This is a genomic window from Nostoc sp., from assembly GCF_036917355.1.
GTDB lineage: Bacteria > Cyanobacteriota > Cyanobacteriia > Cyanobacteriales > Nostocaceae > Nostoc.
Genome location: NZ_JBALDP010000101.1, coordinates 1 through 23,772 on the forward strand (window position 1 = coordinate 1; position 23,772 = coordinate 23,772).

Annotated in this window: 28 protein-coding genes; 12 read left to right on the plus strand and 16 right to left on the minus strand. The window is 40.3% G+C overall.

The window, feature by feature from the left end; all coding sequences use genetic code 11:
- Positions 1–428: 428 nt before the first annotated feature.
- From V7K53_RS29795 to V7K53_RS29810, 4 genes are all read left to right on the plus strand, one after another.
- Positions 429–863, plus strand: a complete 435-nt coding sequence (locus tag V7K53_RS29795) for an NfeD family protein (RefSeq protein WP_289796130.1) — start codon at positions 429–431, stop codon at positions 861–863.
- Between the two features lie 162 nt (positions 864–1,025).
- Positions 1,026–2,033, plus strand: coding sequence for an SPFH domain-containing protein (locus V7K53_RS29800; protein WP_335201087.1), 1,008 nt, complete (start codon positions 1,026–1,028; stop codon positions 2,031–2,033).
- 105 nt (positions 2,034–2,138) lie between these two features.
- Complete coding sequence (locus tag V7K53_RS29805; RefSeq protein ID WP_335201088.1) at positions 2,139–6,650, plus strand: NACHT domain-containing protein; 4,512 nt, start codon at positions 2,139–2,141, stop codon at positions 6,648–6,650.
- 154 nt (positions 6,651–6,804) lie between these two features.
- Entirely contained in the window at positions 6,805–7,374 is a 570-nt protein-coding gene (locus V7K53_RS29810) for a Uma2 family endonuclease (protein ID WP_335201089.1), read from the plus strand.
- Between the two features lie 198 nt (positions 7,375–7,572).
- On the opposite strand, the gene V7K53_RS29815 is transcribed toward V7K53_RS29810, so the two are convergent.
- The gene (locus tag V7K53_RS29815; RefSeq protein WP_335201090.1) at positions 7,573–7,809 is read right to left on the minus strand and encodes a type II toxin-antitoxin system Phd/YefM family antitoxin; all 237 of its coding nucleotides are present in this window, start codon (positions 7,807–7,809) and stop codon (positions 7,573–7,575) included.
- 190 nt (positions 7,810–7,999) lie between these two features.
- The gene (locus V7K53_RS29820) at positions 8,000–8,404 is read right to left on the minus strand and encodes a Fur family transcriptional regulator (RefSeq protein WP_292785010.1); all 405 of its coding nucleotides are present in this window, start codon (positions 8,402–8,404) and stop codon (positions 8,000–8,002) included.
- Between the two features lie 145 nt (positions 8,405–8,549).
- Here V7K53_RS29820 and purS point away from each other — a divergent pair, with 145 nt between their 5' ends.
- The 4 genes from purS to V7K53_RS29840 all read left to right on the plus strand — a co-directional run bounded on the left by purS (position 8,550) and on the right by V7K53_RS29840 (position 11,267).
- On the plus strand, positions 8,550–8,828 hold the full coding sequence (purS, locus tag V7K53_RS29825; RefSeq protein WP_322667807.1) for a phosphoribosylformylglycinamidine synthase subunit PurS: 279 nt from the start codon (positions 8,550–8,552) through the stop codon (positions 8,826–8,828).
- Between the two features lie 128 nt (positions 8,829–8,956).
- The gene (gene purQ / locus V7K53_RS29830; protein WP_335189259.1) at positions 8,957–9,628 is read left to right on the plus strand and encodes a phosphoribosylformylglycinamidine synthase subunit PurQ; all 672 of its coding nucleotides are present in this window, start codon (positions 8,957–8,959) and stop codon (positions 9,626–9,628) included.
- A 435-nt stretch (positions 9,629–10,063) separates the two neighbouring features.
- Complete coding sequence (locus V7K53_RS29835) at positions 10,064–10,588, plus strand: DUF937 domain-containing protein (protein WP_335201091.1); 525 nt, start codon at positions 10,064–10,066, stop codon at positions 10,586–10,588.
- Between the two features lie 124 nt (positions 10,589–10,712).
- A complete protein-coding gene (locus V7K53_RS29840; RefSeq protein ID WP_335201092.1) occupies positions 10,713–11,267 on the plus strand; it encodes a pyridoxamine 5'-phosphate oxidase family protein in 555 nt (184 codons plus the stop codon).
- Positions 11,268–11,487: 220 nt separating this feature from the next.
- Here the strand turns inward: V7K53_RS29840 and cls are convergent, their stop codons facing one another.
- The 6 genes from cls to V7K53_RS29870 form a co-directional block, all read right to left on the minus strand.
- Entirely contained in the window at positions 11,488–12,927 is a 1,440-nt protein-coding gene (gene cls, locus V7K53_RS29845; RefSeq protein ID WP_335201093.1) for a cardiolipin synthase, read from the minus strand.
- Between the two features lies 1 nt (position 12,928).
- Positions 12,929–13,774: an endonuclease/exonuclease/phosphatase family protein gene (locus V7K53_RS29850; protein ID WP_335201094.1), complete on the minus strand. Its 846-nt coding sequence runs from the start codon at positions 13,772–13,774 to the stop codon at positions 12,929–12,931.
- 313 nt (positions 13,775–14,087) lie between these two features.
- Positions 14,088–15,035 carry a pentapeptide repeat-containing protein gene (locus tag V7K53_RS29855; protein ID WP_335201095.1) on the minus strand — a complete coding sequence of 316 codons (948 nt, stop codon included), beginning with the start codon at positions 15,033–15,035 and terminating at the stop codon, positions 14,088–14,090.
- A 41-nt stretch (positions 15,036–15,076) separates the two neighbouring features.
- A complete protein-coding gene (locus tag V7K53_RS29860) occupies positions 15,077–15,580 on the minus strand; it encodes a GNAT family N-acetyltransferase (protein WP_335201096.1) in 504 nt (167 codons plus the stop codon).
- On the minus strand, positions 15,570–16,226 hold the full coding sequence (locus V7K53_RS29865) for a glutathione S-transferase family protein (protein WP_335201098.1): 657 nt from the start codon (positions 16,224–16,226) through the stop codon (positions 15,570–15,572). Before V7K53_RS29865 ends, V7K53_RS29860 begins: the two co-directional genes overlap by 11 nt.
- Positions 16,227–16,230: 4 nt before the next feature.
- Positions 16,231–16,515 carry a hypothetical protein gene (locus tag V7K53_RS29870; protein WP_335201100.1) on the minus strand — a complete coding sequence of 95 codons (285 nt, stop codon included), beginning with the start codon at positions 16,513–16,515 and terminating at the stop codon, positions 16,231–16,233.
- Positions 16,516–16,692: 177 nt separating this feature from the next.
- Here V7K53_RS29870 and V7K53_RS29875 point away from each other — a divergent pair, with 177 nt between their 5' ends.
- Positions 16,693–17,586, plus strand: coding sequence for a LysR family transcriptional regulator (locus V7K53_RS29875; RefSeq protein WP_335201101.1), 894 nt, complete (start codon positions 16,693–16,695; stop codon positions 17,584–17,586).
- Positions 17,587–17,604: 18 nt separating this feature from the next.
- On the opposite strand, the gene V7K53_RS29880 is transcribed toward V7K53_RS29875, so the two are convergent.
- From V7K53_RS29880 to V7K53_RS29900, 5 genes are all read right to left on the minus strand, one after another.
- Entirely contained in the window at positions 17,605–18,246 is a 642-nt protein-coding gene (locus V7K53_RS29880) for a transaldolase family protein (RefSeq protein WP_335201102.1), read from the minus strand.
- A gap of 135 nt (positions 18,247–18,381) precedes the next feature.
- Positions 18,382–19,323 (minus strand): ribokinase, encoded by a 942-nt coding sequence (rbsK, locus tag V7K53_RS29885; protein WP_335201103.1) that lies wholly within the window; start codon positions 19,321–19,323, stop codon positions 18,382–18,384.
- 79 nt (positions 19,324–19,402) lie between these two features.
- On the minus strand, positions 19,403–19,600 hold the full coding sequence (locus tag V7K53_RS29890) for a PIN domain-containing protein (protein WP_335201132.1): 198 nt from the start codon (positions 19,598–19,600) through the stop codon (positions 19,403–19,405).
- Positions 19,601–19,804 (minus strand): type II toxin-antitoxin system VapC family toxin, encoded by a 204-nt coding sequence (locus V7K53_RS29895; protein WP_335201104.1) that lies wholly within the window; start codon positions 19,802–19,804, stop codon positions 19,601–19,603. It abuts the gene before it with no gap.
- The gene (locus V7K53_RS29900; protein ID WP_335201105.1) at positions 19,805–20,032 is read right to left on the minus strand and encodes an antitoxin; all 228 of its coding nucleotides are present in this window, start codon (positions 20,030–20,032) and stop codon (positions 19,805–19,807) included.
- Between the two features lie 90 nt (positions 20,033–20,122).
- Between V7K53_RS29900 and V7K53_RS29905 the strand changes: the two genes are divergently transcribed.
- The 3 genes from V7K53_RS29905 (at position 20,123) to V7K53_RS29915 (ending at position 21,652) form a co-directional block, all read left to right on the plus strand.
- Positions 20,123–20,281, plus strand: a complete 159-nt coding sequence (locus tag V7K53_RS29905) for a hypothetical protein (RefSeq protein WP_335201106.1) — start codon at positions 20,123–20,125, stop codon at positions 20,279–20,281.
- A complete protein-coding gene (locus V7K53_RS29910) occupies positions 20,278–20,460 on the plus strand; it encodes a hypothetical protein (RefSeq protein ID WP_335201107.1) in 183 nt (60 codons plus the stop codon). The genes V7K53_RS29905 and V7K53_RS29910 overlap by 4 nt, the downstream gene beginning before the upstream one ends.
- Before the next feature lie 121 nt (positions 20,461–20,581).
- Positions 20,582–21,652, plus strand: coding sequence for a hypothetical protein (locus V7K53_RS29915; RefSeq protein ID WP_335201108.1), 1,071 nt, complete (start codon positions 20,582–20,584; stop codon positions 21,650–21,652).
- Between the two features lie 88 nt (positions 21,653–21,740).
- On the opposite strand, the gene V7K53_RS29920 is transcribed toward V7K53_RS29915, so the two are convergent.
- The 3 genes from V7K53_RS29920 to V7K53_RS29930 are packed head-to-tail and all read right to left on the minus strand — an operon-like array spanning position 21,741 to position 23,618.
- A complete protein-coding gene (locus tag V7K53_RS29920; RefSeq protein WP_335201109.1) occupies positions 21,741–22,175 on the minus strand; it encodes a PIN domain-containing protein in 435 nt (144 codons plus the stop codon).
- A complete protein-coding gene (locus V7K53_RS29925; protein ID WP_335201110.1) occupies positions 22,175–22,402 on the minus strand; it encodes a hypothetical protein in 228 nt (75 codons plus the stop codon). Before V7K53_RS29925 ends, V7K53_RS29920 begins: the two co-directional genes overlap by 1 nt.
- A 46-nt stretch (positions 22,403–22,448) precedes the next feature.
- Positions 22,449–23,618 (minus strand): cysteine desulfurase family protein, encoded by a 1,170-nt coding sequence (locus V7K53_RS29930; RefSeq protein WP_335201111.1) that lies wholly within the window; start codon positions 23,616–23,618, stop codon positions 22,449–22,451.
- Positions 23,619–23,772: the final 154 nt, after the last annotated feature.

Sequence of the window (23,772 nt, forward strand, 5' to 3'; positions counted from 1 at the left end):
GAGTCAGAATTCAGGAGTCAGAATTCAGGAGTCAGAATTCAGGAGTCAGAATTCAGGAGTCAGAATTCAGGAGTCAGAATTCAGGAGTCAGAATTTAGAATACTCTACCCAAAAAGGGATAGAGTTTGAGAATTGTAATATCTAGTACTTATTTTGCGCTATCAAAAAGTCTACAGAATTTATACTGGCTCCTGACTCCTGAGTTCTGCATTCTTCTTTATACATAAACTTCGATTAACTTTAGCTGGCAATGAATTGAAGGCTAGAATAAACTGGATTTGTGTACCGCTAGCTACACCTTGTTACTGAAATTAATCAAAATTATTGGTAGAAATACCCAGTTTTGTTTTCTGTAAATAACTTGCGTCTGGCTGTATCTAATCGTAGAAATGCATTTACGTCAATAATGTAGAGACTAGGATGGCGCTATGCCAAGTTTTACCTTAATCTGGCTTCTGGCAGGAGCAGTTCTGTGTTTAACTGAACTGTTTTTACCATCGGCGTTTGTCGCCTTCATGATGGGAGTTAGCGCTTTTGTGGTGGCGCTGCTGTCTGGAGTGGGTATGGGAAGTGTATGGTTGCAAATTGTGGTTTGGCTCTTGCTTTCCACAGTACTAATCGTGCTTTCTCGTCGGTTTTTGCAACCAAGACAACGCAAATCAAAAATTCGGGATGCAGTTATAGCCGAAACATTAACAGAGATTCTGCCTGGAAAGACAGGGCGGGTGCGGTATGAGGGAAATTCTTGGCAAGCAAGATGTGACGATGACAAATTTACTATACCACCGCATCAAAGAGTTTATGTGGTTAGGAGGGAAGGTACTACTTTGATTGTTGTACCGGAAAATCTGTTGAATTCTTAGGAAGGAGGCAGGGGGCAGGTGGTCACTGAGCGTAGTCGTTGGCGCAGCCTCTCGTAGAGAAGTGAGGCAAGAGGCAGGGGCAGTAGTTGCTTGTCTTCTTTTGCTAACTTTTTCCTTACTCTTTTGGGTGACATTTAATACTTAAAAATTAGGAGATTCACAATGGAACAGTTTTTTTTACTAGTATTTTTAGCTCTTGGTGGTTCTGCTGTGGCAGGTTCGGTGAAAGTCATCAATCAGGGCAATCAAGCTTTGGTTGAAAGATTGGGTAGTTATAACAAAAAACTGGAACCAGGACTAAATTTTGTCGTTCCTTTCCTAGATAAAGTTGTTTACCGAGAAACTATCAAAGAAAAAGTCTTAGATATTCCTCCTCAACAGTGCATCACCCGTGACAACGTTGGCATTGAAGTAGATGCGGTGTTTTACTGGCGCATCGTGGATATGGAAAAAGCCTGGTACAGGGTAGAAAATCTCCAGTCCGCAATGGTAAATATGGTGCTGACTCAAATTCGCGCCGAAATGGGACAATTAGAGTTGGATCAAACCTTTACTGCTCGTTCCCACATCAGTGAGCTTTTATTACAGGATTTGGATGTTGCTACCGATCCTTGGGGTGTGAAAGTGACACGAGTAGAACTGCGAGATATTATTCCGTCTCAGGCAGTGCGAGAATCGATGGAATTGCAAATGTCGGCAGAACGACGCAAACGGGCAGCAATTTTAACTTCTGAGGGCGAACGCGAAGCTGCTGTTAATAGTGCTAGAGGTAAAGCTGAGGCGCAAATATTAGATGCGGAAGCTCGTCAAAAATCGACAATTCTGCAAGCAGAAGCTGAACAAAAGTCGCTCGTTCTGAAAGCTCAAGCGGAACGTCAGCAGCAGGTTTTAAAAGCCCAAGCGATCGCAGAATCAGCAGAAATTATTGCCCAAAAGCTCCACACTAACTCCAATGCCAATAAAGCAGTGGAAGTACTGTTTGCCTTGGGCTATTTGGATATGGGCGCGACAATTGGTAGAAGCGATAGCAGCAAGGTATTATTTATAGATCCGCGTACTATTCCTGCTGCTTTCGAGGGTATGCGTTCCGTTATCTCAAATGGTCAGATTGACTCTAACGAGTTGTTTTCCAAGCAAATCCCAGGATTAGAAAATAACCGCCCTAGTTAGAAGTAGAAATAGAGAGTGGGGACAAAGAGACAAGGAAGAAACTTGTCTCTTTGTCTTTTTCCAATGCCCAATGCCCAATGCCCAATGCCCAATGCCCAATGACTAATGATAATTAACCCAGAACAGGTTATCAACGCTATTATTGCGATCGCAAATCCTTTAATTAAGGAAAAAATTCAGCGCAATGAGACTGTAATTAAATTACTTCAGCAGTTTCACCTCGATCCAGAGCATCCACCAGCAGATTTTAGTGGCGTTTATGCATACACACTGGTAGAGTATGGTGTTGGAAAACCTAAGTCTTTTTTAGAACTTTTTCGCCAAGAAGCAATAAAACAGGCTTTCCGTAAAGCATTTGACCATAACAACCCCTCAATTTTGCTTTCTGAGGTTGATGCTTGGCTTAATGCATACTCGCTGGGTGATGACATTAAAAGTTTGGGAATTGACATTAGACGGGAAATTGCCGCGTTTTATATTGTTTTTGCCGAAGTTGCTAAACGCACTCGCAACCCAGCAGATACACTAATGAGTCAACAAATTGGCTCTTTGCAAAAACGTATTGTAAATATCCAAGAAATACTTGACAGGTTGCCGACTTTAGAAGGTATTCGGACAGAAATAGCGCGGTTGGCTGCACAAAATTCCCCTGCACTGCTAGAGGCCGAAACATCTATTGAAAATAAATGTCGAGCTATAGCTTTAGCTCAACAAATGCGCGGCTGGTTTGAAACCTTGGGCTACCGCTTTGAAAAATATGAAGTTTGGGGTGATTCATATTTTGAGTGGATTATTCATGTGCCAACCCGGCGTAACCGATATGACCGCATCCTAATCAGAGGAATTGAGGGGGAAGTTGGACTCAAAGATGTAGCTGTTTTGCGTTCTTCTGTGGAGCAGCAGAGAACTGATGAAGGTTGGTTAGTAACAGCCAGACGGATTGCACGAGCGGCGCGGAATGAGGTGGAAAAGGAGGAAAATCGCCATTTAGGTTGTTATACTTTTGACGAACTCATTGACCAAGATGCTGATTTTAGCGATTATCTCGATTGGCTAGAAGCGGAAATTATCCGGCGGCAAATAGATACAAAATACGTTCCCTTAGCTTGCACAAAAGAGGAAATTGACCCCGATACTAAACAGCGTATCGGCATCAGTCACTATAGCGATCGCGATGGTTGGATTGATGGTTATATTGATATGTGGTTGGACGATCCCGCTAAAGAGCATATTTCTATACTAGGAGAATTTGGTACGGGGAAAACTTGGTTTTCCTTCCATTATGCTTGGGTGGCATTGCAACGTTACCGAGATGCCCAAAAACGTGGTATTGAGCGTCCTCGTTTGCCTTTGGTAATTACATTGCGAGATTTTGCCAAAGCAATAAATGTCGAGAACGTTTTAGCAGGGTTCTTTTTTACACAACATAATATTCGTTTAACTAGCGAAGTATTTGACCAACTGAACCGCATGGGTAAATTGCTGCTAATTTTCGATGGTTTTGACGAAATGGCAGCAAAAGTTGACCGTCAGCAGATGATTAATAACTTTTGGGAACTGGCAAAAGTTGTAGTTCCCGGTGCCAAAGTTGTCTTGACTTGTCGCACCGAACATTTTCCCGACGCCAAGGAAGGACGCGCTCTACTCAATGCTGAGTTGCAAGCTTCTACTAAGCAACTGACAGGAGAAACACCGCAGTTTGAAGTGCTGGAACTGGAGAAATTTAACGACGAGCAAATTCGACTGGTGTTGTCGCACCAAACGGAAGTTGCAACAGTTGAACAAGTGATGGGAAATCCGCAATTATTGGATTTAGCCCGTCGTCCGGTGATGACAGAGTTAATTTTGGAAGCTTTGCCAGATATTGAAGCGGGTAAACCTGTGGATATGTCGCGGGTTTACTTGTATGCAGTGCGGCGGAAAATGGAACGGGATATTAAGAGCGATCGCACTTTTACTTCTTTGGCAGAAAAGCTATACTTTTTGTGCGAACTTTCTTGGGAAATGCTGTCTACAGATGAAATGAGCCTCAATTATCGGCTTTTCCCTGACAGAATTCGGCGGTTATTTGGTTCGGTGGTGCAAGAAGAGAAGGATTTAGACCACTGGCATTACGACATGATGGGGCAAACCATGCTCATCCGCAACGCTGATGGTGATTATACTCCAGCACATCGGTCTTTGTTAGAGTTTTTTGTAGCGTATAAATTTGCAGCAGAATTAGGAGCATTGGCAGATGATTTTACGGATTTAGCACGGGTACGATTTCATATAAATCATGATGTTGCACCCGTTGATTATAATTGGTCTGCTTATTTCAGTCGTCAGGTAAATACGGCTGGGGAGATTTTGCCAACTCCAGCATTAAAGGGATTTATAAGTGAATCGTTAGAAAAATTGAGGGTGACTTTTGGTAAAGCACCTTTAACGAAAGCGGTGATGGATTTGTTGATGGGGATGGTTGATATTGAGGCTAAGGAGTCAGTTATCAAGATTATCGAGGGGACGCGAGGAAAAAGTGAAGATGAAGTGGGTTATGTCGGGGGGAATGCAGCGACAGTTTTAGTAAAAGTTGATAAATTTGCTTTGGATGGAAGAGATTTAAGCGGTGCTGTGCTTAAAGGTGCTGATTTTACTGAGGCTAGCTTGCATCATGTTAATCTTGCACAAGCAAATTTGGTTGACAGCATTTTTACTAAACTATTTGGTGCAATTTTCTCAGTTGCGTATAGTTTTGATAGTCAATTTGTAGCTACCGGTGATGGTGAAGGCATTGTTCGTGTATGGAAAGTTGCTACTGGCGAAGAAATTTTGAATTGTAATGGACATACTAACGCAATACTTTCGGTTGACTTTAGTCACGATAGTAATAAAGTTGCTAGCAGTAGTCACGATAGGACTATCAGGCTATGGGATACCCGCACTGGTAAATGCTCAACAATTTTACAAGGACACAATAATTCTGTAAATTCAGTTGCTTTCTGTCCTAAAGGTAAGATTCTTGCTAGCGGCAGTTCTGATAATACAGTGAGATTATGGGATATTCAAACTGGTAAATGCTTGGAGATTTTGCATGGCCATACTAATTCAGTAAACTCAATTGTATTTAGTCCAGATGGTGAGATGCTTGCTAGTAGTAGTTCTGATTACACGATAAAATTATGGGATCTTCAAACTAGCCAATGCTTAAAAACTTTAGAAGGACATATAAATTCTGTAAAATCAGTTACTTTTAGTCCAGACGGTAAGATGCTTGCAAGTGGTGGTTATGATGAGACTGTAAGATTATGGAACGTAAACACAGGTCAATGTAAGTTAACCTTGCAAGGGGATAATATCTCATCATTAGTACATAATATCTCATCATTGGTAGTTGCTTTTAGCCCTGATAGTAAAACAATTGCTAGTAGCGGCGACCAAAATATCAGATTTTGGGATGTAAAAACAGGTGAATGTTTAAAAACATTAAAGGGACACTTCAATTCAGTACGTTCAATTGCTTTTAGTCCAGATGGAGATACTCTTGTTAGCGGTAGCTACGACAAGACAGTGAGATTTTGGAGTGTTGCTACAGGTGAATGCCAAAAAGTTTTACAAGGACACAGCATTTGGGTAAACTCTGTCGTTTTTAGTGTAAATGGTGAAATGATTGTTAGTGCAGATGATGAAACAACAGTCAAATTATGGAATGTTGGTACTGGTAAATCTGTAAAAATTCTACAAGGTCACACCAATTGGGTGCAATCAGTTGCTCTTGATAGAGATGGTGAAATACTTGCTAGCGGTAGTGCTGATACAACAGTCAGATTATGGAATTTCCGCACAGGAGAATGCTTGAACGTTTTGCGGGGACACAGTGATTGGGTACAATCAATCGTTTTCTCCCCAAATGGTCAGAGACTTGCCAGTGTTAGTGGTGATGGAAGTGTAAGATTATGGGATGTAAAACTGGGAGAATGCTGGAAAATTTTTGAAGACAATCATTCAATACGCTCAGTTGCATTCAGTCCCAATGCTGAAACATTAGCTATTAGTAATTATGGCGGAGAGATAAAGCTATGGAATATCTATACAAGCCAATGTCTTAAAACATTAGAAATTGGAAGAGGCCCTTGGACACGCTCAATTGCTTTCAGTTCGGATGGTAAACTTTTAGCTAGTGGTACTCTTAATGAAAGCGTTGGGTTATGGTGTACCTTCACGGGTGAATGCCGGAAAACTTTGCAAGGTCACACCAAATCAGTATCCGCAGTTGCTTTTAGTCCAGATGGTAAAACTCTAGCGAGTGGTGCAGACGACCAAACTGTAATACTTTGGGATATAAACAGTGGTAAATGCCTAAAAATTTTACAAGGTCATTCTCTTTGGATTCGTTCAGTTGCTTTTAGTCTGGATAGTAAAATGCTTGCTAGTTGTAGTTGTGATGGCACAATAATGCTTTGGGAGACTAGCACAGGTAATTGTATAAGAACCATTAGATCAAAAAGACCTTACGAAGAGATGAACATTACAGGTGTTACAGGTTTAACCGAATCTAAAAAAGCAACTCTCAAAGCATTAGGTGCTATGGAAGAAGAAGTTATTCGCGTTAATCGATTTTCTTATACAATGCGATAATTTTTATGCGATCGCCTAATATTTAATCTGACCTATTTGATAAAATTACAATGGCTAGTGAAAAAAATTTGATGTCTATGATGTGCTACGCCTATGCACTACTTGTCTGATTCTTCTCATGATGAAATAATCAAGTTTTGATAAGTTGTAAATTATGACATTATCTATTCAGCCAACCACAGCAATAAGTGTAGAAGAGTTCTTAAAACTACCAGAGACAAAGCCAGCAAGCGAGTATTTTAACGGACAAATACACCAAAAACCTATGCCACAAGGAGAACACAGTACTTTACAAATTGAATTAGCTTCTGCCATAAATAAAGTTGCAAAACTACAAAAATTAGCTTATGCCTTTCCTGAATTACGCTGTACATTTGAAGGTCGTTCGATAGTACCAGATATTGCTGTGTTTGAATGGCAAAGAATTCCATTGCTTCCTAATGGAAAAATTACAAATAAATTTGAGATTCCTCCAGATTGGATAATCGAAATTCTTTCACCGGAACAATCACCTAACCGAGTTATCAGCAAAATTACTTTTTCTATTCAAAATGGAGCAAAATTAGGATGGTTGCTCGATTCTGCTGATGAGTCAATCATGATTTTTGAACCGAATAAATTACCAGAATTAAAAGAACAGCAAGATATTTTACCCGTTTTGAGTGTTTTGGAAAATTGGCAATTAACAGTTGCAGATGTATTTAGTTGGTTGAGTTTTCTTTGAATACAGGACTTACGCAAAATCATGAAACAACGAACCGCAAAGGACGCAAAGGACACAAAGGAATAGAAGTTTCAGAGAGCTTTTGCGTAAGTCCTAGAATAAAGCAATCTTAAGCTTCATTGAGTAGTAATTGTTCAACTGCATCGCTTAAAGCTTCTCTCCAATACAAAGGAGCAATGACGCTTGTATCTAAATAAATCAACGACGTTCTTCTGTACGTGCATTTATGACAGTTGCACTCAATGATTCACCCTTAATCGCAAGGGAATCACGAAATTGCTTCATACTTGCTAATTGTTCTTCTTTTGGTAGCGGAGGAACTAAACGAGCGACAGCTTTATCTTGCTCTAGCAAAATTACTTCTTCTCCCCTAGCTACTCGTTCCAAAAGAGATTTTAAATTCATAGCTGCTTCTTCAACGCTAATCCTCAACACTGCATTACTCCTGTAGTTAAGCTTGAAGAGTAAAGAAAATTTCCTGCTCACACCATTTATTTATGAAAATTCATATCATTAGCCGTCTAAGTAGGCTACCCTGCAAAAAGCCGATTTGCTTCTATATTCTGTAGCCACGGGCTTTAGTTTGTAGGAGAATAAAGTGCAACACCATATAAAATTTATATGACTATTGACTAATCTCAGTAGGTTGATTTACTTGGCATTGACTGCACAACCCAAAAAACTCTAGGGTGTGATAAAAAACTTTAAACTTATGGCTTGATTCTAGCTGGTTTTCTAAGTCATGAACTGGGCATTGATTAATCGGAATTGAGACACCACATTGCAAGCAAGTAAGGTGGTGTTTATCTTGTTGTGCTAGGCTATAGAGGGCTTCACCGTTAGCCAAATTCCGAACTTGTACCATGCCTTCTAGTTTTAAGGCTTCTAGAGAACGGTAAACTGTTGCTAAACCCATACTCTGATTTGTATTACGTAGTTCTACGTAAATATCTTGGGCGGAAATGCCTTTTTTGATAGTTTTCAGTAGGTTGAAAATACGCTCTTGACTGCGGGTGCGTATAGCTCTCATAGATAATTATTTAAGTATGCCACTGTAGTTTGAAGCTGTTAGATGAGCTAATAGATCGATTAACTTTAACCGCTTCGTAATCTTATTTTCACTCAGTTGGAACAGAAAGTTATAGTATAGCGATTGCAGCATTCAGCAAAAGCCCGTGCAAACCAAGTATCTAGCCAAAATTTTCGTGACCCTTCGTCCTTCAGTTTTAGACCCCGCTGGTGTGGCAGTACAATCCGGTCTTAAGCAACTGGGATACGATAACGTTGACCAGGTGCGGATCGGCAAGTACATTGAACTCACCATCACCTCAACTGATGAAAAGAAAGCGCGTAAAGACCTTGATACCATTTGTGACCAAATGCTATCAAATCCCGTAATTGAAAATTACCGCTTTGAATTAATTGAGGTCGAAACTCAAACTGGGGTATTTTAGAGACTAAGCATGGAGAAGAGGCAGAGGGGCAGAGAGGAAAAACTTACTGGCAACTTCTCCCCTGCCCCCATGCTCCTCTGCTCCCCTGCTCCCCTGCTCCCCTGCCCCCCCCACTCCCTTAACTAATCATGAAATTCGGTGTTGTTGTTTTTCCCGGTTCTAATTGCGATCGCGATGTTGCTTATGTAACCAGAGATTTACTGGGGCAACCAACGCGCATGGTTTGGCATCAAGAAACAGATATTGCTGATTTGGATGTCGTGATTATTCCTGGTGGCTTTAGTTACGGGGATTATCTGCGTTGTGGTGCGATCGCGCGTTTTTCACCCGTGATGCAGCAGGTTGTAGAACACGCTCAAAAGGGTAAGTTTGTCCTCGGTATTTGCAACGGCTTTCAGGTATTAACTGAAGCTGGACTTTTGCCAGGGGTGTTAACCAGAAACCGGGATTTGCATTTTATTTGCGATCGCGTTCCCTTGAAAGTTGAACGTACTAATCTATGGACGCAAGCTTATACAACTGGTGAAGTTATCGCTTTGCCTATTGCCCACGGAGAGGGGCGATTCTACGCTGATGCAGCCACTCTCGCAGAAATTGAAGATAACGGGCAAGTCATATTTCGCTATGAAGGGGAGAATCCCAACGGTTCACTGAACAACATCGCCGGGATTTGCGATCGCCGGGGCAATGTGTTGGGAATGATGCCGCACCCAGAAAGGGCATCAGACGCAATGCTAGGGGGTAGTGACGGCTTGAGGTTGTTTCAAGGCTTACTAGAGAAAGTAGCGGCATTAGCGTAGAGCAAATAAGTTGAGCGTTTTGCGATCGCTGTCTGCAAGATAGACGAACATTCTTCAACAGACAGCGATTTATTTTTTTGAGTGGGAACATTGAAGTATTTTTGACAACCAAACCACGAGGCATTAAGGGTTCAAGGCTAGCGCGGCTGGTGAGCGAAGTCGAACCATGCCTGCGGTGGTCTACGCCTACGCATCTAAGATTGTGGTAGAAAAACATCAGGGTAAAATTACTTGCCAATGTGAGTCAAATCGAAGCGCAAAATTTGTAATCCCTCGATTGATTTCTCATCCTTGAGCTAGTAGCTGTTAAAATTTTATTCGTTAATTATAAGCTCACGTGTTCTAATCTTTTAGTAGACTTACAAAAGTCCGTGTACACAAAAAACTTCCAGCCAGTTTTGGCAAGTTTTTGAGAACAAAGAGAGAAACAAACTTATGGGACTGTTCGATCAAATTCTTGGTGCCGTTGCTAATCCCAATCAACAGGGCAGCTTAGGTCAAATAGGAAGCATTGTTAATACTGTACAGCAGTTGAGCGATCGCACAGGCGCAGATCCTTCTACCATCCAATCAGTTTTGTCAATTGTGGGTGGTCAAGTCCGTTCTGCTTTACAAGACAAACAAGCTACAGATGGTAATGAAGCCACACAAAATTTAGTCAGTCAATATGCTGGTACTTCTCCCAACCCCCAAGCCGTCAATTCGTTGTTTTCTCCTGAGATACAACAGCAAGTAGCTGAAGTTGCTGCCCAACGCACTGGGTTAGATGCTGGTATTGTTCAACAATTGCTGCCTTTGGCAGTACCTTTGGTGCTAAAGTTTTTGCAATCAGGAGCCAATGCTCAAAATCCCCAAGCTGGCGGAAATCCTGTCCTAAATTCCTTCTTGGATGCTGATGGTGATGGTGATGTCGATATCGCTGATGCCATCCAAATGGCTAGTCGATACATGAGACAGTAATAGTTTTGCCCAACTCCCCACTCCCTTGCGATAAACCAAACATCGGTAATTATACCTTGCTAGATTTTTAGCTAAGACATAGGCTGAGAACACGATCAATTTGCGAATATAAATCAGACAGTCTATGTCTAAATTGTTTGACTGTATTACTGAAGAACTACAAGACTTTATTGCTGCCCAACACCTTTTCTTTGTTGGCTCTGCACCTTTGAGTCCTACAGGTCATGTTAACCTGTCTCCTAAAGGTCAAGACTGCTTTCGTATCTTGTCTCCCAACCGAGTAGGTTATGTAGACCTTACAGGTAGTGGTAACGAAACATCAGCCCATTTGCAAGAAAATGGGCGGATAACCTTCATGTTTTGTGCCTTTCAAGAACCTGCGTGTATCTTGCGTCTTTACGGTCAAGGAACCACGATTTTACCGAGTTCTCCAGAGTGGGACTCCTTGTATTCTCTATTTTTGCCGATACCTGGAACTCGTCAAATTATCGTCGCTGACATTGAAAAAATCCAGACTTCCTGTGGTTTTGGCGTACCACTCTATGAATATCAAGGTCAGCGCCAGACTCTAGTAAACTGGGCTACTAAAAAAGGCGAAGAGGGAGTTCGAGAATATCAACAGAAGAAAAATCTTGTCAGCATTGACGGTTTAGCGACACCACTGAGTAAATTACTCTAACTTTGCCTGATAGATTATTCTATTCATCCATATATTAGTGATTAAAGTACAATACAGGATAATTGTAGGTTGGGTTGAACGAAGTGAAACCCAACATTTCCAGGGATTTGTTGGGTTGCGCTTTGCTTAACCCAACCTACAATTTTTCACAAAGCCAAGCGTATTGCACTATAAGTAATCAAGCGGAAATGATATTAGAGGTAGGAGCAATTATTAGTGCTTAAAGTAAAGGAGTCAGCAATCGAGATACTCTCACAGCTAACTTGAACCAAAAAGGTTTTTTATCGTACTCATTAAGATCGACAGCAACACAGACAGCTAAATCATCCTCTAACATCTTTTTCACACTTTGGACAAATCCACACTCGGTAACAAAACCCATAACTTCAAAATTTAGGGAAAAAGAGCGATTATCTAAGTTAACAGTTCCTACCCCTGCTAGATTCTCATCAATAACTATAATTTTTTGGTGCATAAACCCATTTTTGTAACGATACAACTTGATACCGATTTTTTCCATTTCGGTGTAGTAAGAGAAGGAACATAAATAAACAAATAAATGATCGGGTCGATTTGGTAAGAGAATTCGCACATCGACACCTCGCATTGCTGCCAGTTTTAAGGCTGACAATGTTGCCTCATCCGGCACAAAGTATGGACTAGCAATCCAGAGGTGAGTTTGAGCTTGATTAATTAATTCGACGAAAAAAAGTTTACAAGCTGGCAGATGATCTGCGGGGCCTGTAGGAAGTATCAATACAGTTTGATTATCCCGATTAATTTTTACCTGCCAGTTAACTTCGATAAGTTTTCGAGCTGCCCAATACCAATCTCGCACAAAAGAGCTTTGTAGGCTTTGTACACTTGGCCCTTCAAGCATAATATGAGTATCGCGCCAAGGACTCAAGCGAGGATTTTTTCCCAAATATTCATCACCAATATTTAGTCCGCCGACAAATGCGATTTCTCCATCCACCACCAAAATTTTTCGATGATTGCGAAAATTAAATTGGAACCGATTACCTTGACCTTTAGTGGTGTTAAATGCACTCACTGCAATTCCATGCTGTTGTAGAGATTGGATATAAGGGCGAGATAGTTTCTTAGAACCAATTTCATCGTACAGAAAATAGATGCTTATTCCTTGCTTGGCTTTAGCAATCAACGCTTCTTTAAACTCATTACCTGATTCGTCATCGTTAACAGTATAGAATTGAAACAAAATATAATTTGTCGCCGATGCAATCTTTTTCAACATCGCTTCATAGGTTTGCTGACCATTAATCAGTAATTCGGCAGCATTCCCTGATGTGAAAGAAATGTCTGTAAAAGCCTCCGCTAATGGTTGCAACGGGGCTAGATTATCTGGTGGTGCAACCTGAAATTTAATCAGTTCGCTATAGGTAGAATAAAAAAGTTTATAGTGTTGTGCATAGACTGAGCGCAGTGTTTCAGCATATCCATGAAATTTAGTTCTTCCTAAAATCCAATACAACGGAATCGTTAGCCAGGGAAAGGTAATTAGAGAAATGCTCCAGGCAATTGCCCCTTGAGAAGAACGCACATTCATCACTGCATGAGCTGCATGTATAACTCCCACGCAATGAACAACAACTGTAGCTGTACTAAAAATAGCTAGAACACCAGCATCTACAAGCATCTTAATTTTTTTGAGTATTGGTATAAGTAAATTCTGCCAGCAATGGCTTATGATCTGATGAACAAATTTGGTCTAGCACTTTAGCACTGGCTTTTTTCACACTGATATCTCGATAAAAGATATGGTCTAAAGGAGGTGATAACAAAAAGCGTTTAATTTTCTCTTTCTCATCAGGTGCGAAAATTACAGGCGTTAATCCTAATTGAGTGGTTACTTGATTGAGAATAACTGCTCTTTTTCGACTCCAAGTATTGAAATCTCCTGAAAATATTAGTGGCCCCCGATGTATAGATAAGGCTTGCTCTAATTCATTTAGTTGGATTTTAAATTTATTTATATCTACAAAATTGATCAGATGAGTATTAATTGTCAGGAGAGTTATGCTTTGCTCAGGTAGCAGATACTCAGTTATTAAAGAAATTTTAGGAGTTTTAACAATCGGTTCATAATGTTTAGTAGCTATAACTTTTTTGGTAATTGGGCTGATTGTCGAGGCTGTAAATATTCCTGAATAAGTTTGGTGATGAATATCTACGAAGTTAGGAGCAAAACTCCAATTCATTTTCAACCATTTTCCCCATTCATTTGCCTCTAACTTTAGAGAAAACTCTTGTAAAAATATGAGGTTTGGCTGATAAGTGGCAATTATTGTTGAAAAATCTTCTAACCAAGTCTTATTATAGTTTTGTTTAGCAATATTCCAACTGAGAACTTTAATTGATTGACTATTAATTTCTGTTTGAATTGAATTATTTTTATCAATTGTGAGTTCTTGTAAACGGAAAAATCTATAACCAGGAATAAATTTTGTAAAGAGAGTGTTTACGTGTTCTTGAATATTAGGCATTACTAATATTAAAATGGATTTATTCTAGCTTAACGTGAGTTCGATGAACCTCTCCCTCCCAACCTCCCTCTCCCACGGGGAAAGGGAGGAGCAACGAAAAATGAGGGTTTTGGCTCCCCTCTCCAACACGGCTACGGTGTATACACAAGTCTTAAAAACCTAGCCTTAATAAGACTTTCCTCGTTCCCAGTCTGAGACTGGGAATGCATTCATTGAGTCTCTGACTCAATATCTGGCTGGAGGCAGAGCCTCTAATAAGCCATTCCCAGTCTCTGACTGGGAACGAGAAGCGAGAGAACAAAAAATAACCTGATTATCTTTGAAAACATCCTTTCTTAATTTTACTAAAAGTAAAAGGTCGCCTTAAATACTCTCCTAACCTAGTTTTGCAAGCAGGTAGTCCTAATTTGGCACGAAATTCTTCGTCATATACCGCTTCTTCCCAATTTTGTGCCAATTTAATTTGCTCGGTTGTCAGATTTTTAGTATGACGAAAGTCTGTTCTATCTACGCTACTTTGAGTAAAATCAACATCACGGAGGTTTGCACCTCTTAAATCATTTCCATCTAATTTTGCGACATTTAATCTAGCACCACTCATATCTACATTTCTTAAGTCTACATTGACGATTGATTCGCTGTGGCTTAAATCAGCATTTTGTAAGTTTGCCGAGTGAAGGTTAGCATTGCCGAAGCTGGCGTAAGATAAATTAGCGTGATTTAGATTTGTTTGTGATAAATCTACTTTGCTAAAATACGTACCTTTGAAGTTAGCACCACTTAAATTCGCAGCACGGAGATTACTATCAGAAATAAATAAGCCAGAGAGATTAGTATCAGAAAAATTAGCTGATTGTAAGTTCACTTTTTCTAACGAAACTTTATAGTCTGCATTACAACTAAAATCAATATCACCCATTTCTGAGAATCCAGATTCTCCACGATCATCTTCAGATTTATCAGTCCATCGCATCTCTGCTTGGCGTAGATCAGATCCTTGTAAATTTGCACCATCTAATTTAGCATCTGTCAGTTCAGCTTCTCTTAAATCTGCTCCAGCTAAATCAGCATTTATTAAATCTGCACCACCTAAGTCACACTTGGGACATTTTTTAGTTGTTAATAACTGCTTTATATGATTGGGATTTGAAGTTTTTTTCGCCTCACAATCTGTACAACCAGAAAGGAAAATGAGTAATAGAGATGATGCAATTAATATTTTTAGGTTCAGAAGTGCCAAAACTGACTCAATCTTATTCATCAATCTTATTTGTAAGCGTGAGTATTGTAATACCCACGCTACTATAACATTTGACCGTCTAAGCGGCATAATTTTACTTTATTAATGATCTTTGCACCTATTTTTTCATAAAAATTGATTCCACGCTCGTTAGACACAGCTACAGTCCAATCGATTCTGCCACAACCTTTTTCTTTGGCAATCTGGCGCAAGCGTAGCATGAGTGCCTGGCCAACTCGGTGGCTTCGATATTCAGCTTTGATATATAAATCATCAAGCCAAATTCCAGGTTTTGCTAAAAAAGTTGAATAGATAAAGTGATAGGTTGCCAACCCAATAGTATCGCCATTAACCTCAGCCAAAAGAACAAAAGCAAGAGGTGTTTCTCCAAATAAATCAGTTTCTAGCTTTTGAGGAGTTGCTTCTACAGATTCAGGACAACCATCAAATTCAGCTTTCAAATGAATCAATTCCATAATGGCAGGAATATCTTTTTTATTTGCATATCGAATTAAAATATTCCTACCCTTCTTATTCTCGCTATCTAATATTTTCCTAAAACTCATATTGGGGAATAACTTCTGTCTCATTCTTTGCTGCATTTATCCACTCTTGCATTGCTGGAAGTTCTAAAACTGAATCAACATAATTTCTAGAAACAGTATCTAACTGCACATCATAGGCTATAAAACGCAGGACAACTGGAGCAAAAAACGCATCCGCAATCGTAAAATTGCCAAATAAAAAATTGCCAGTAGTCCCAAACTTTTGACGTGATTCTTGCCAAATAGTAGTAATGCGGTCGATGTCTTGTTGTACGCCGGTTTCTAAACCTTTACCAGGATATTTAGTACGGCAGTTCATCGGCATATTCTGACGCAAGTTTTGAAATCCTGAGTGCATTTCTGCACTGATAGAACGAGCTAATGCTCTTGCAGCTTTATTCTCTGGCCACCAGTGCAGATTCGGAAATGTTTCCGCTAGATATTCACAAATAGCGAGAGAATCCCACACTGTTTGTTTATCGTGCAATAACACAGGTACTTTTCCTGATGACGAGTATTGCCGAATTTTCGATGAAAAATCTGGGTTGTTGTAGAGAGAAATCCGAATCTCATTGAATTCTAAACCAAATTCCATCATCGCTAACCAAGGACGAAGCGACCAAGATGAATAATTTTTGTTGCCAATTACTAAAGTAAGTTGTGTCATGTTTTTAATACCGATAAAGTTGTTCAATCCACATAGACACATCAGTTTCCGAACCTGATGAAAAAGATTTTCCGGTTACAGGGTCGTAAGCTTGCCAATAGATATTACCGTGGCGATCGACCTTTTGCCAAACTTGTAATTCATTCGGATCTGCTAGGAGTTTTTTGACAAAATTTTCCCAAATCAGATGCAGAGATTTCCAGAAGTTTGAGTTGTTTTTTTTCTGGAATGACGGACTACAATTTATTTCTATATCTTCTTTTTGTAAACACCTAATGTTATTGTTCATAAAATTATTCCTGAAAGTTGCTCAGTAAATAAAACAGTAACAACATCTCAGTTAGGAATCAAATCATGGCTTGTATAGGTTCTATAAATGGGATTTATAGATATGAAAAATCACTAATACAACCTTTTTGCCACAATAAAGTCAGGATGTGTATACCCTTGTTCTCATCAATTGCCTATGAAACTCTCCCAACTCCGAGCCATAGTTGCAGTCGCAGATCGTGGTAACTTTAGTGAAGCAGCCTTAGAATTGCAGCTTTCCCAACCTGCAATTAGTCATGCGATCGCCACCCTAGAAGAAGAATTAGGTGTGCCCTTATTTGCTAGAGGTCGTCACGGTGCTGTGCTGACACCTGCTGGAGAGCGCATTTTGTATCATGCGCGTCAAGCAATGCAGCATCTACAGATGATGCAACACGAAGCAAACTTGCATAAAGGTTTACACGGCGGCCATGTGCGAATTGCGGCTTTTCGGAGCGTCGCTACTCATCTATTACCAAAAGCGATCGCACAATTTCACAATCAATTCCCAGAAATTGCTGTCACAATCATAGAGTGTGCTGCTTTCACGGATGTAGAGCAGTGTTTGCATGATGGACGTGCCGATATTGGTATTACCTGCCTACCAACTGGTGAAGAATTTGAAACCTGGGAAATTTTTCGGGATGAGTATGTAGCTTTACTACCACCAGATAGCAAAGTTAGCAGTTCGCAAATTACTTGGGAAGATATAGCAGCCTATCCGCCTGTTTTGCTTCCTTGTACACCTTGCGGACGTATTCTTCACAACCACCTGAAGACTTTCGCAATTCCAATCCATACTGCTAGCGACATTCAAGAAGATTCCACAGTCGTTAGCATGGTGAATCAAGGATTAAGAGCAGCTATTATGCCTCGTTTAGCAGCTGTACCCATTCCCCCAAAGGTGCAAGTATACAGTTTACCTGCACCCCTCGAAAGAGTAATTGCAACTGCAACTTTATCTAATGCTCTGCAAGTACCTGCGGTATTCACATTTTTGGAGATGTTGAGTAAATTTGATTTTTATAGTTTAGCTAAATTCACTTATTGAACAAATAGCAATTACGAATTACGAATTACTTAAACCAATGCCTCCTTTAGCGAATTCTTCAACAGTCTTTTGTGAGAATTCATGAGTTGCGATCGCCTGCAACATTGCCAGTGGTAAAGTTAAATGATCCGCCCCAGCTTGCAACGATGCGGCTGCTTCTTCAGGAGATTTGATACTAGCTGCTAAGATTTCCGTATCACTGCCTTTGAGTACGCTAGCCATATCCCGCACCAAGGCAATACCATCACCTAACAATCGGGTAGCTCGATTTACATAAGCTATGGCAATTTTAGCTCCTGCTTCTCGTGCTACTGCTGCCTGAGCTGGACTATAAATTGCTGTCACCGAACAGGTAATTTCTGGCGATAGACTCGCCACCACTTCAAACCCTAACGGTGTTGCAGGAATCTTCAAAATTGTTTGTGAACCAATAATCTGGAAAGCTTTTCTACCTTCAGCTAGCATCCCAGCTTTATCAGATGCCACAAGTTGATAGTATAACGGGCCATTTGTCAAGGCAACCAACTTTTTAAGCGTGGTTTCTGGTGGAGTATCGCTTTGAGATAACAACGTGGGATTTGTTGTAATACCTTTTACCCATCCCCAAAGCTTAACAACTTCAGCTTCCGATGCGATCGCAGAGTCTAGATATAGTGCCATACTTAATTCCTCACTTTTCCCACCTGCATTTCTCCTGCTATACACCCTACATCGTCCAGAAGCTTTTCACTGATATTTCTGCCAATCCCTATGAGATAAGCATTTTACCTGTTTATTCTATACTTTTTTAAATACCTACCCTTGAAAACTACTATCCATTCCCCTTTCCTGAAGAAATGCATCAAATGTAAACCTATCCGGTAGCGAAGTTTGTGCGCCTGGTTTTGTCGCTGTCAAAGCACCTGCTGCTGCACCCCAAATAACTGCTTGATGTAAGGAAAGTCTTTCAAAAAGTGCCGCCGCTAAACCACCATTAAAAGCATCGCCTGCGGCTACTGTGTCAACTGCATGAACTGAAAACGCGGGTACAAAAAACTTTTCTTCAGCAGTGGCACAAAAAACACCCTTAGCACCAAGTTTGACGATCGCACATTTCACACCCCTTTCCAACAAAACCGCAGCTGCTTTGGCTGCTTGTTCCTCTCCATTCACAGGAAAACCAACCAATTGCGCTGCTTCAACTTCATTCGGTGTAATAATGTCCACCAATGGATACAATTCATCTGGTAAATTAGATTGTGCGGGTGCGGGGTCAAAAATTACTTTTATATTTGCACCTTTTGCGGCTTTAGCAGCAGCAACCACGGCAGGAATAGGAATTTCTAGTTGTAAAAGTAGTGCTGTAGCTTCTGGTAAAAAGTGGGATAATCGCTCTACATCTTCTTGATTGACGCGCCCATTTGCACCAGGAATAACGACGATTTGATTTTCACCAGTCTGACTCACGGTGATAATCGCGACTCCAGAACTAACAGTTTTATCCACAAAAATGTTATCAGTCTGCACACCAGATGTTTGCAAATTGTTAACAAGTTCCTTACCAAAATCGTCTGCACCTACACGCCCTACTATCTGGGTAGGAATGCCCAATTTTGCTAATGCTACGGCTTGATTGGCTCCTTTCCCTCCCGAAACTTTAAAAAATTCTTCTCCTAGCAACGTTTCTCCTGCAACTGGCAACCTGGGTGTTGTTGCTACCAAATCTATATTTATGCTGCCGAAGACGATAATACTCATGATACCGATCTTAAAGTTATTTGGATTGATATTACAGGATGCCAGTAACGCAATATCATCACATCTAGCATATTGACAATTACTCAACCCAGTTTTCTAATAGGAGCGTAGGAATACGAGAAAACTCTCGCACATTATTGGTAACTAGGGTAACTCCTAAACTCAGCGCATGAGAAGCAATGAGCATATCCATTGCACCAATAATAAGTCCTCTACTTTCGAGATCGCTTCTGATGCTGCCGTAAATCGTTGCAGATGCTTGATTGAATTCGACAATTTATAGAGGTAGCAGAAATTGTAGCAGGGCGATGCGGTTTTTCTCTTGCTGTTGGCTTTTGGCAACTCCATATTCTAGTTCGGCAATTGTGATAGAGGAGATACCAACATCAGAAATGCTAAGGGTTTGAAATTTATCCAGTACTTTTTGCGGTTTTTGCTTTATTAGGTAAATGCAGATGTCCATATCAAGCAGGTATCGCATTTAAAAGCTCTCTCTGGTGTCGAGGAGTAACTGATCTCTGGTAGTCATGAAGTCATCAGAAAAATTGTCTAGACTATCAATGAGGGATTCCCAAGGGTTATCTTTGGCAATCAGAACAATGGCGTTACCAATTTTTTTGATATAAACTTCAGTCCCAGTAAGTTGAAAGTCTTCGGGTAAAATAACGATTTGGTGAGTGCCATCAGTGGTGAGTTTAGCAGTGTTCATGGTGTTATTGTCCTGAAATTAGCTAATATTTCTGGTCTGGTTAGCACGAAATTTGATAAATGCAACTCTGAAACTTGCTTGAGTAGCTCATTGTTAAACCGAATCTATGGAAATCCTAGCAGTCCTGCCGAGGAATATGATGGTGACGCAAGGATCAATATGGTAAAGACGATCGCCTATGGCCAGTTATTTCTTGCCGAAAGTGATCGCAAACTGCATAAATATCGCTCTTACCAGGAACTTGCATGAGAATTGCGATCGCATCGGAGACACGCTCAAAATTTTACCTATTTGTAAAAAACTGGGGTGATGCTTTCGGCAGCAGTGACATAGAGTGCTGCCTTTTCCTGTTCGTAGACGCTGCGCCAACAATCGGCAAACCCCTAGAACACAATGTCATTACACCAGCTAAAATATCACTTGACTAAATTATTATTGCTAAGTTATCTTTGCTTTTACCAAGGTATCATTAGCTACATTTACTGATGGTATTAAAGAACCATCTGAATGTATCTAATTATCTACTCAAGAAGATTTTATGGGCAGAATATGCAAAGAGTATTAGAAAACTTAGCTAACTGGGTTTTTCCTGCTTTAATTGGTGCTTTATTAAGTTCTATAGCTACTATTTTAGTTACTCAAGAACAAAATAAAACTAGATATTTGGACTATGCGGTTAACGAAACAAATATTATAGGTTCAGAAAGAAATATTCCAAAGGATAAAATAAAAGTTATTTTTAATAATGATAATAAAAATCCAGTACAAGAAGTTAGTCAAGTTCAGTTTTTACTCTATAACTTATCCGATCAAGATTATGAGAATGTAGATTTATATATTGATATAAGTCCCAAACCAAATCTGATTAAACCTTTAATAATAATAGCTGATGAAATTGGAGGAAGTATTAAAGATGCTGTAGAAAATAAGACTAGCATCAAGCCTCCAGACAATCCGAAAGGACAAAGATTTGGTTATAGAATAAAAAACATTAATCGTTCTAAAATAGAGAAGATATCTGAAAAAAGTGACTTAGATATTCCTCAACCTGTATTCAAAATTACATACACAATTATAGGCAATAAATCAGATGAAGTGCAGGTAGTACCTAGTATACTAGCAAAAGGTATATCGGAACGAAAACTATCGTATGATAATCTCTTGAACTATAAAGCTCTATACCAAAAAGATTGGTTATACTTGTGGACAAGCAATTTTTATATATACACTGGCAGTCTACTGTTAATAGTACTTTTTGCTTTTTGGTATGAAAGAGAATTGAAAAATGTAGATTTCAAGCAAAAAGAGAAAAAAATTCTTAATGCACTTGAAAAAAGACTTTCTCAGCCAGGAGCAATAGATGAATTAAGGCAGAAAAATCTACCAAACGAAATAGTAGATTTTCTTGTGATAATAAATAATAAAGTTAGCAACGAATGGATTGACAAGGTTATGTCAGAATATTTAAGTGAAGAATTATCTCAGCCAGGAAAAATCGATGAATTAAAGCAGTGGGAAGCTTCAAAAATTGCAGAACTTTTAGTCAAAATTGAGCGCGAATTTCATTGGGCAAATACTCCTTGGTGGAAGAGATGGTATTCTGGTATTTCCAAGCCTTAGCAAAGTAGGTCAGGATATGTAGAGAGAAGACAACGTAGATTGAGGCAAGAGCAATCGCCGATCGCACTTCTTCGTTATGCTGAAACGATCAATCCTGCGTCTCCTCAACTGATCCAAGCTGCTCTAATAGCTGACGCACTGATAAAACGGGTATAGCTGAATTGGAAAACCCCTGCGAATCGCGAGTAACGATCGCGTCTAACCTCTGAGCAACTGCACAATAAATTTGTACCGCATCCTCAAAATCAGCTAAACCAGACGCAAAAGCTGCTTCTAAAATAGCCCGATTTACAGAGCAAATAACCAAAACTGCCAGTATGGTTGAAACTGCCTGTCTAGCGAGTTCAATACTTTGAGTTTGTCTGCGGGCGATGTAGAAAATATCAGTGAGTGTTGTTGCAGTCACGTATCCAACTACTTGTCCAGAATCGATCAAATTAAATAGGGCTTCCGCATCTTGCAAAAATGGCTCTCGGTCTAGCAAATAATCTAGAATGATGTTGGTATCAATCAAAACTCTCACTAAAGATATTTCTCCACCCGATGCTGTTCTAGTATGAACTCCACTTGTTCATCAGTCGGCGCTGGCTTGTCAGTCTTCAATAAACCTTTCATCTGCTTGATGATGTGCGATCGCTCAGGTGGTTGGCTTGGAACATCTTGCAAGGATTCAATAATCGCACGGACGAGTTCAAGGCGATCGCTTGCTGGCAGTTGACGGGCTTGCTCTTTAAGCTCTTGCAGGGACATAGAAAACACTCCGACAAATGCTGTATCTAAATTTTAGTATGAGCTATCAACGCTTAACTAAAGATAAATCCGGTGTTAGCCTTTGCAAAACTTGCTTCAACACCATCACTGTCCAATCTATATCAGCTTCAGTCGTCTCACGCCCCAATGTGATGCGAATTCCGCCCAAAGCGGCTTTTTCGGAATAGCCCATCGCTAACAATATCGGGCTAGGGCTAAGTTTACCACTGTGACAGGCAGCACCAGCACTGATGCCGATGCCAGCAAGATTTAACTGTCGTACCAAGGCTTTACCGCTAAGTTTTTTCCCATCGGCGTTTTCTAAGCACATACTGATATGGTGAGGTAAACGATCGCAAGTATCCCCTGTAGGGATTAAACCAGGAATCTCAGCTAATTGGGCAAAGGCGCGATCGCGTAACTCAATTAATCGTGGTGTTTCTGTAGCTAATTCTTCGGCTGCTAATTCTGCTGCTACACCAAATCCGGCAATTATCGGTACTGCTTGCGTACCAGAACGCAGCCCCATTTCTTGTCCACCACCACTCAGCAAAGACATCAAATCTACCCCAGGACGCACATACAGCGCCCCTGCACCTTGCGGCCCATATATTTTATGACTAGAAAGGCTAAGTAAGTCTACAGGAAGTTGTTGCACATCTATGGGTAAGCGTCCCGCAGCTTGCACTGCATCTGTATGGAACAAAGCAGCATGCGGTCGCACTATCTTACCCAGTTCTGCGATCGGTTGCACAGTTCCAACTTCACTTTGTCCGTAAATTATAGAAACTAAAACTGTGTTATGTCGCAACGCCGCCTTTAAATCTAGGGGATTGACTCTACCTTTAATATCTACAGACAAGCGCGTAACTTCCCAACCCCACATTTCTAGCAACCTTGCTGTTTCAGAAATTGCCGAATGCTCGACGCTGGAAATAATTAGATGTTGAGGAACAGCATACAACCGAGCTACACCCATAATTGCTAGATTATCTGCCTCAGTGCCACCAGAGGTAAAAACGATCGATTCAGGACTGGCGGCGTTAATTAAACCAGCTACTTGGACTCTGGCTTGTTCTACAACCGTTGCCGCCCGTTGTCCCCACTCATGTAAACTGGAAGGATTGCCCCACTGTTGAGTGAGGATTGTTTGCATAACTGCGATCGCTTCTTTTCGAGTCGGAGTAGTGGCGCTGTAATCTAGATAAATTTGCATATAACCGATAATGGTGAGAACACACGTTGGTGATAGACTGCGGATTTTTCAGTATATACAGTTTGAGTGGACAAATCCTGAAAAAAATATCTGTAATTTTACATCTAATAGTGGATTTTTCCCCTTACTTGGAAACTTATTTCTCTACTTAATT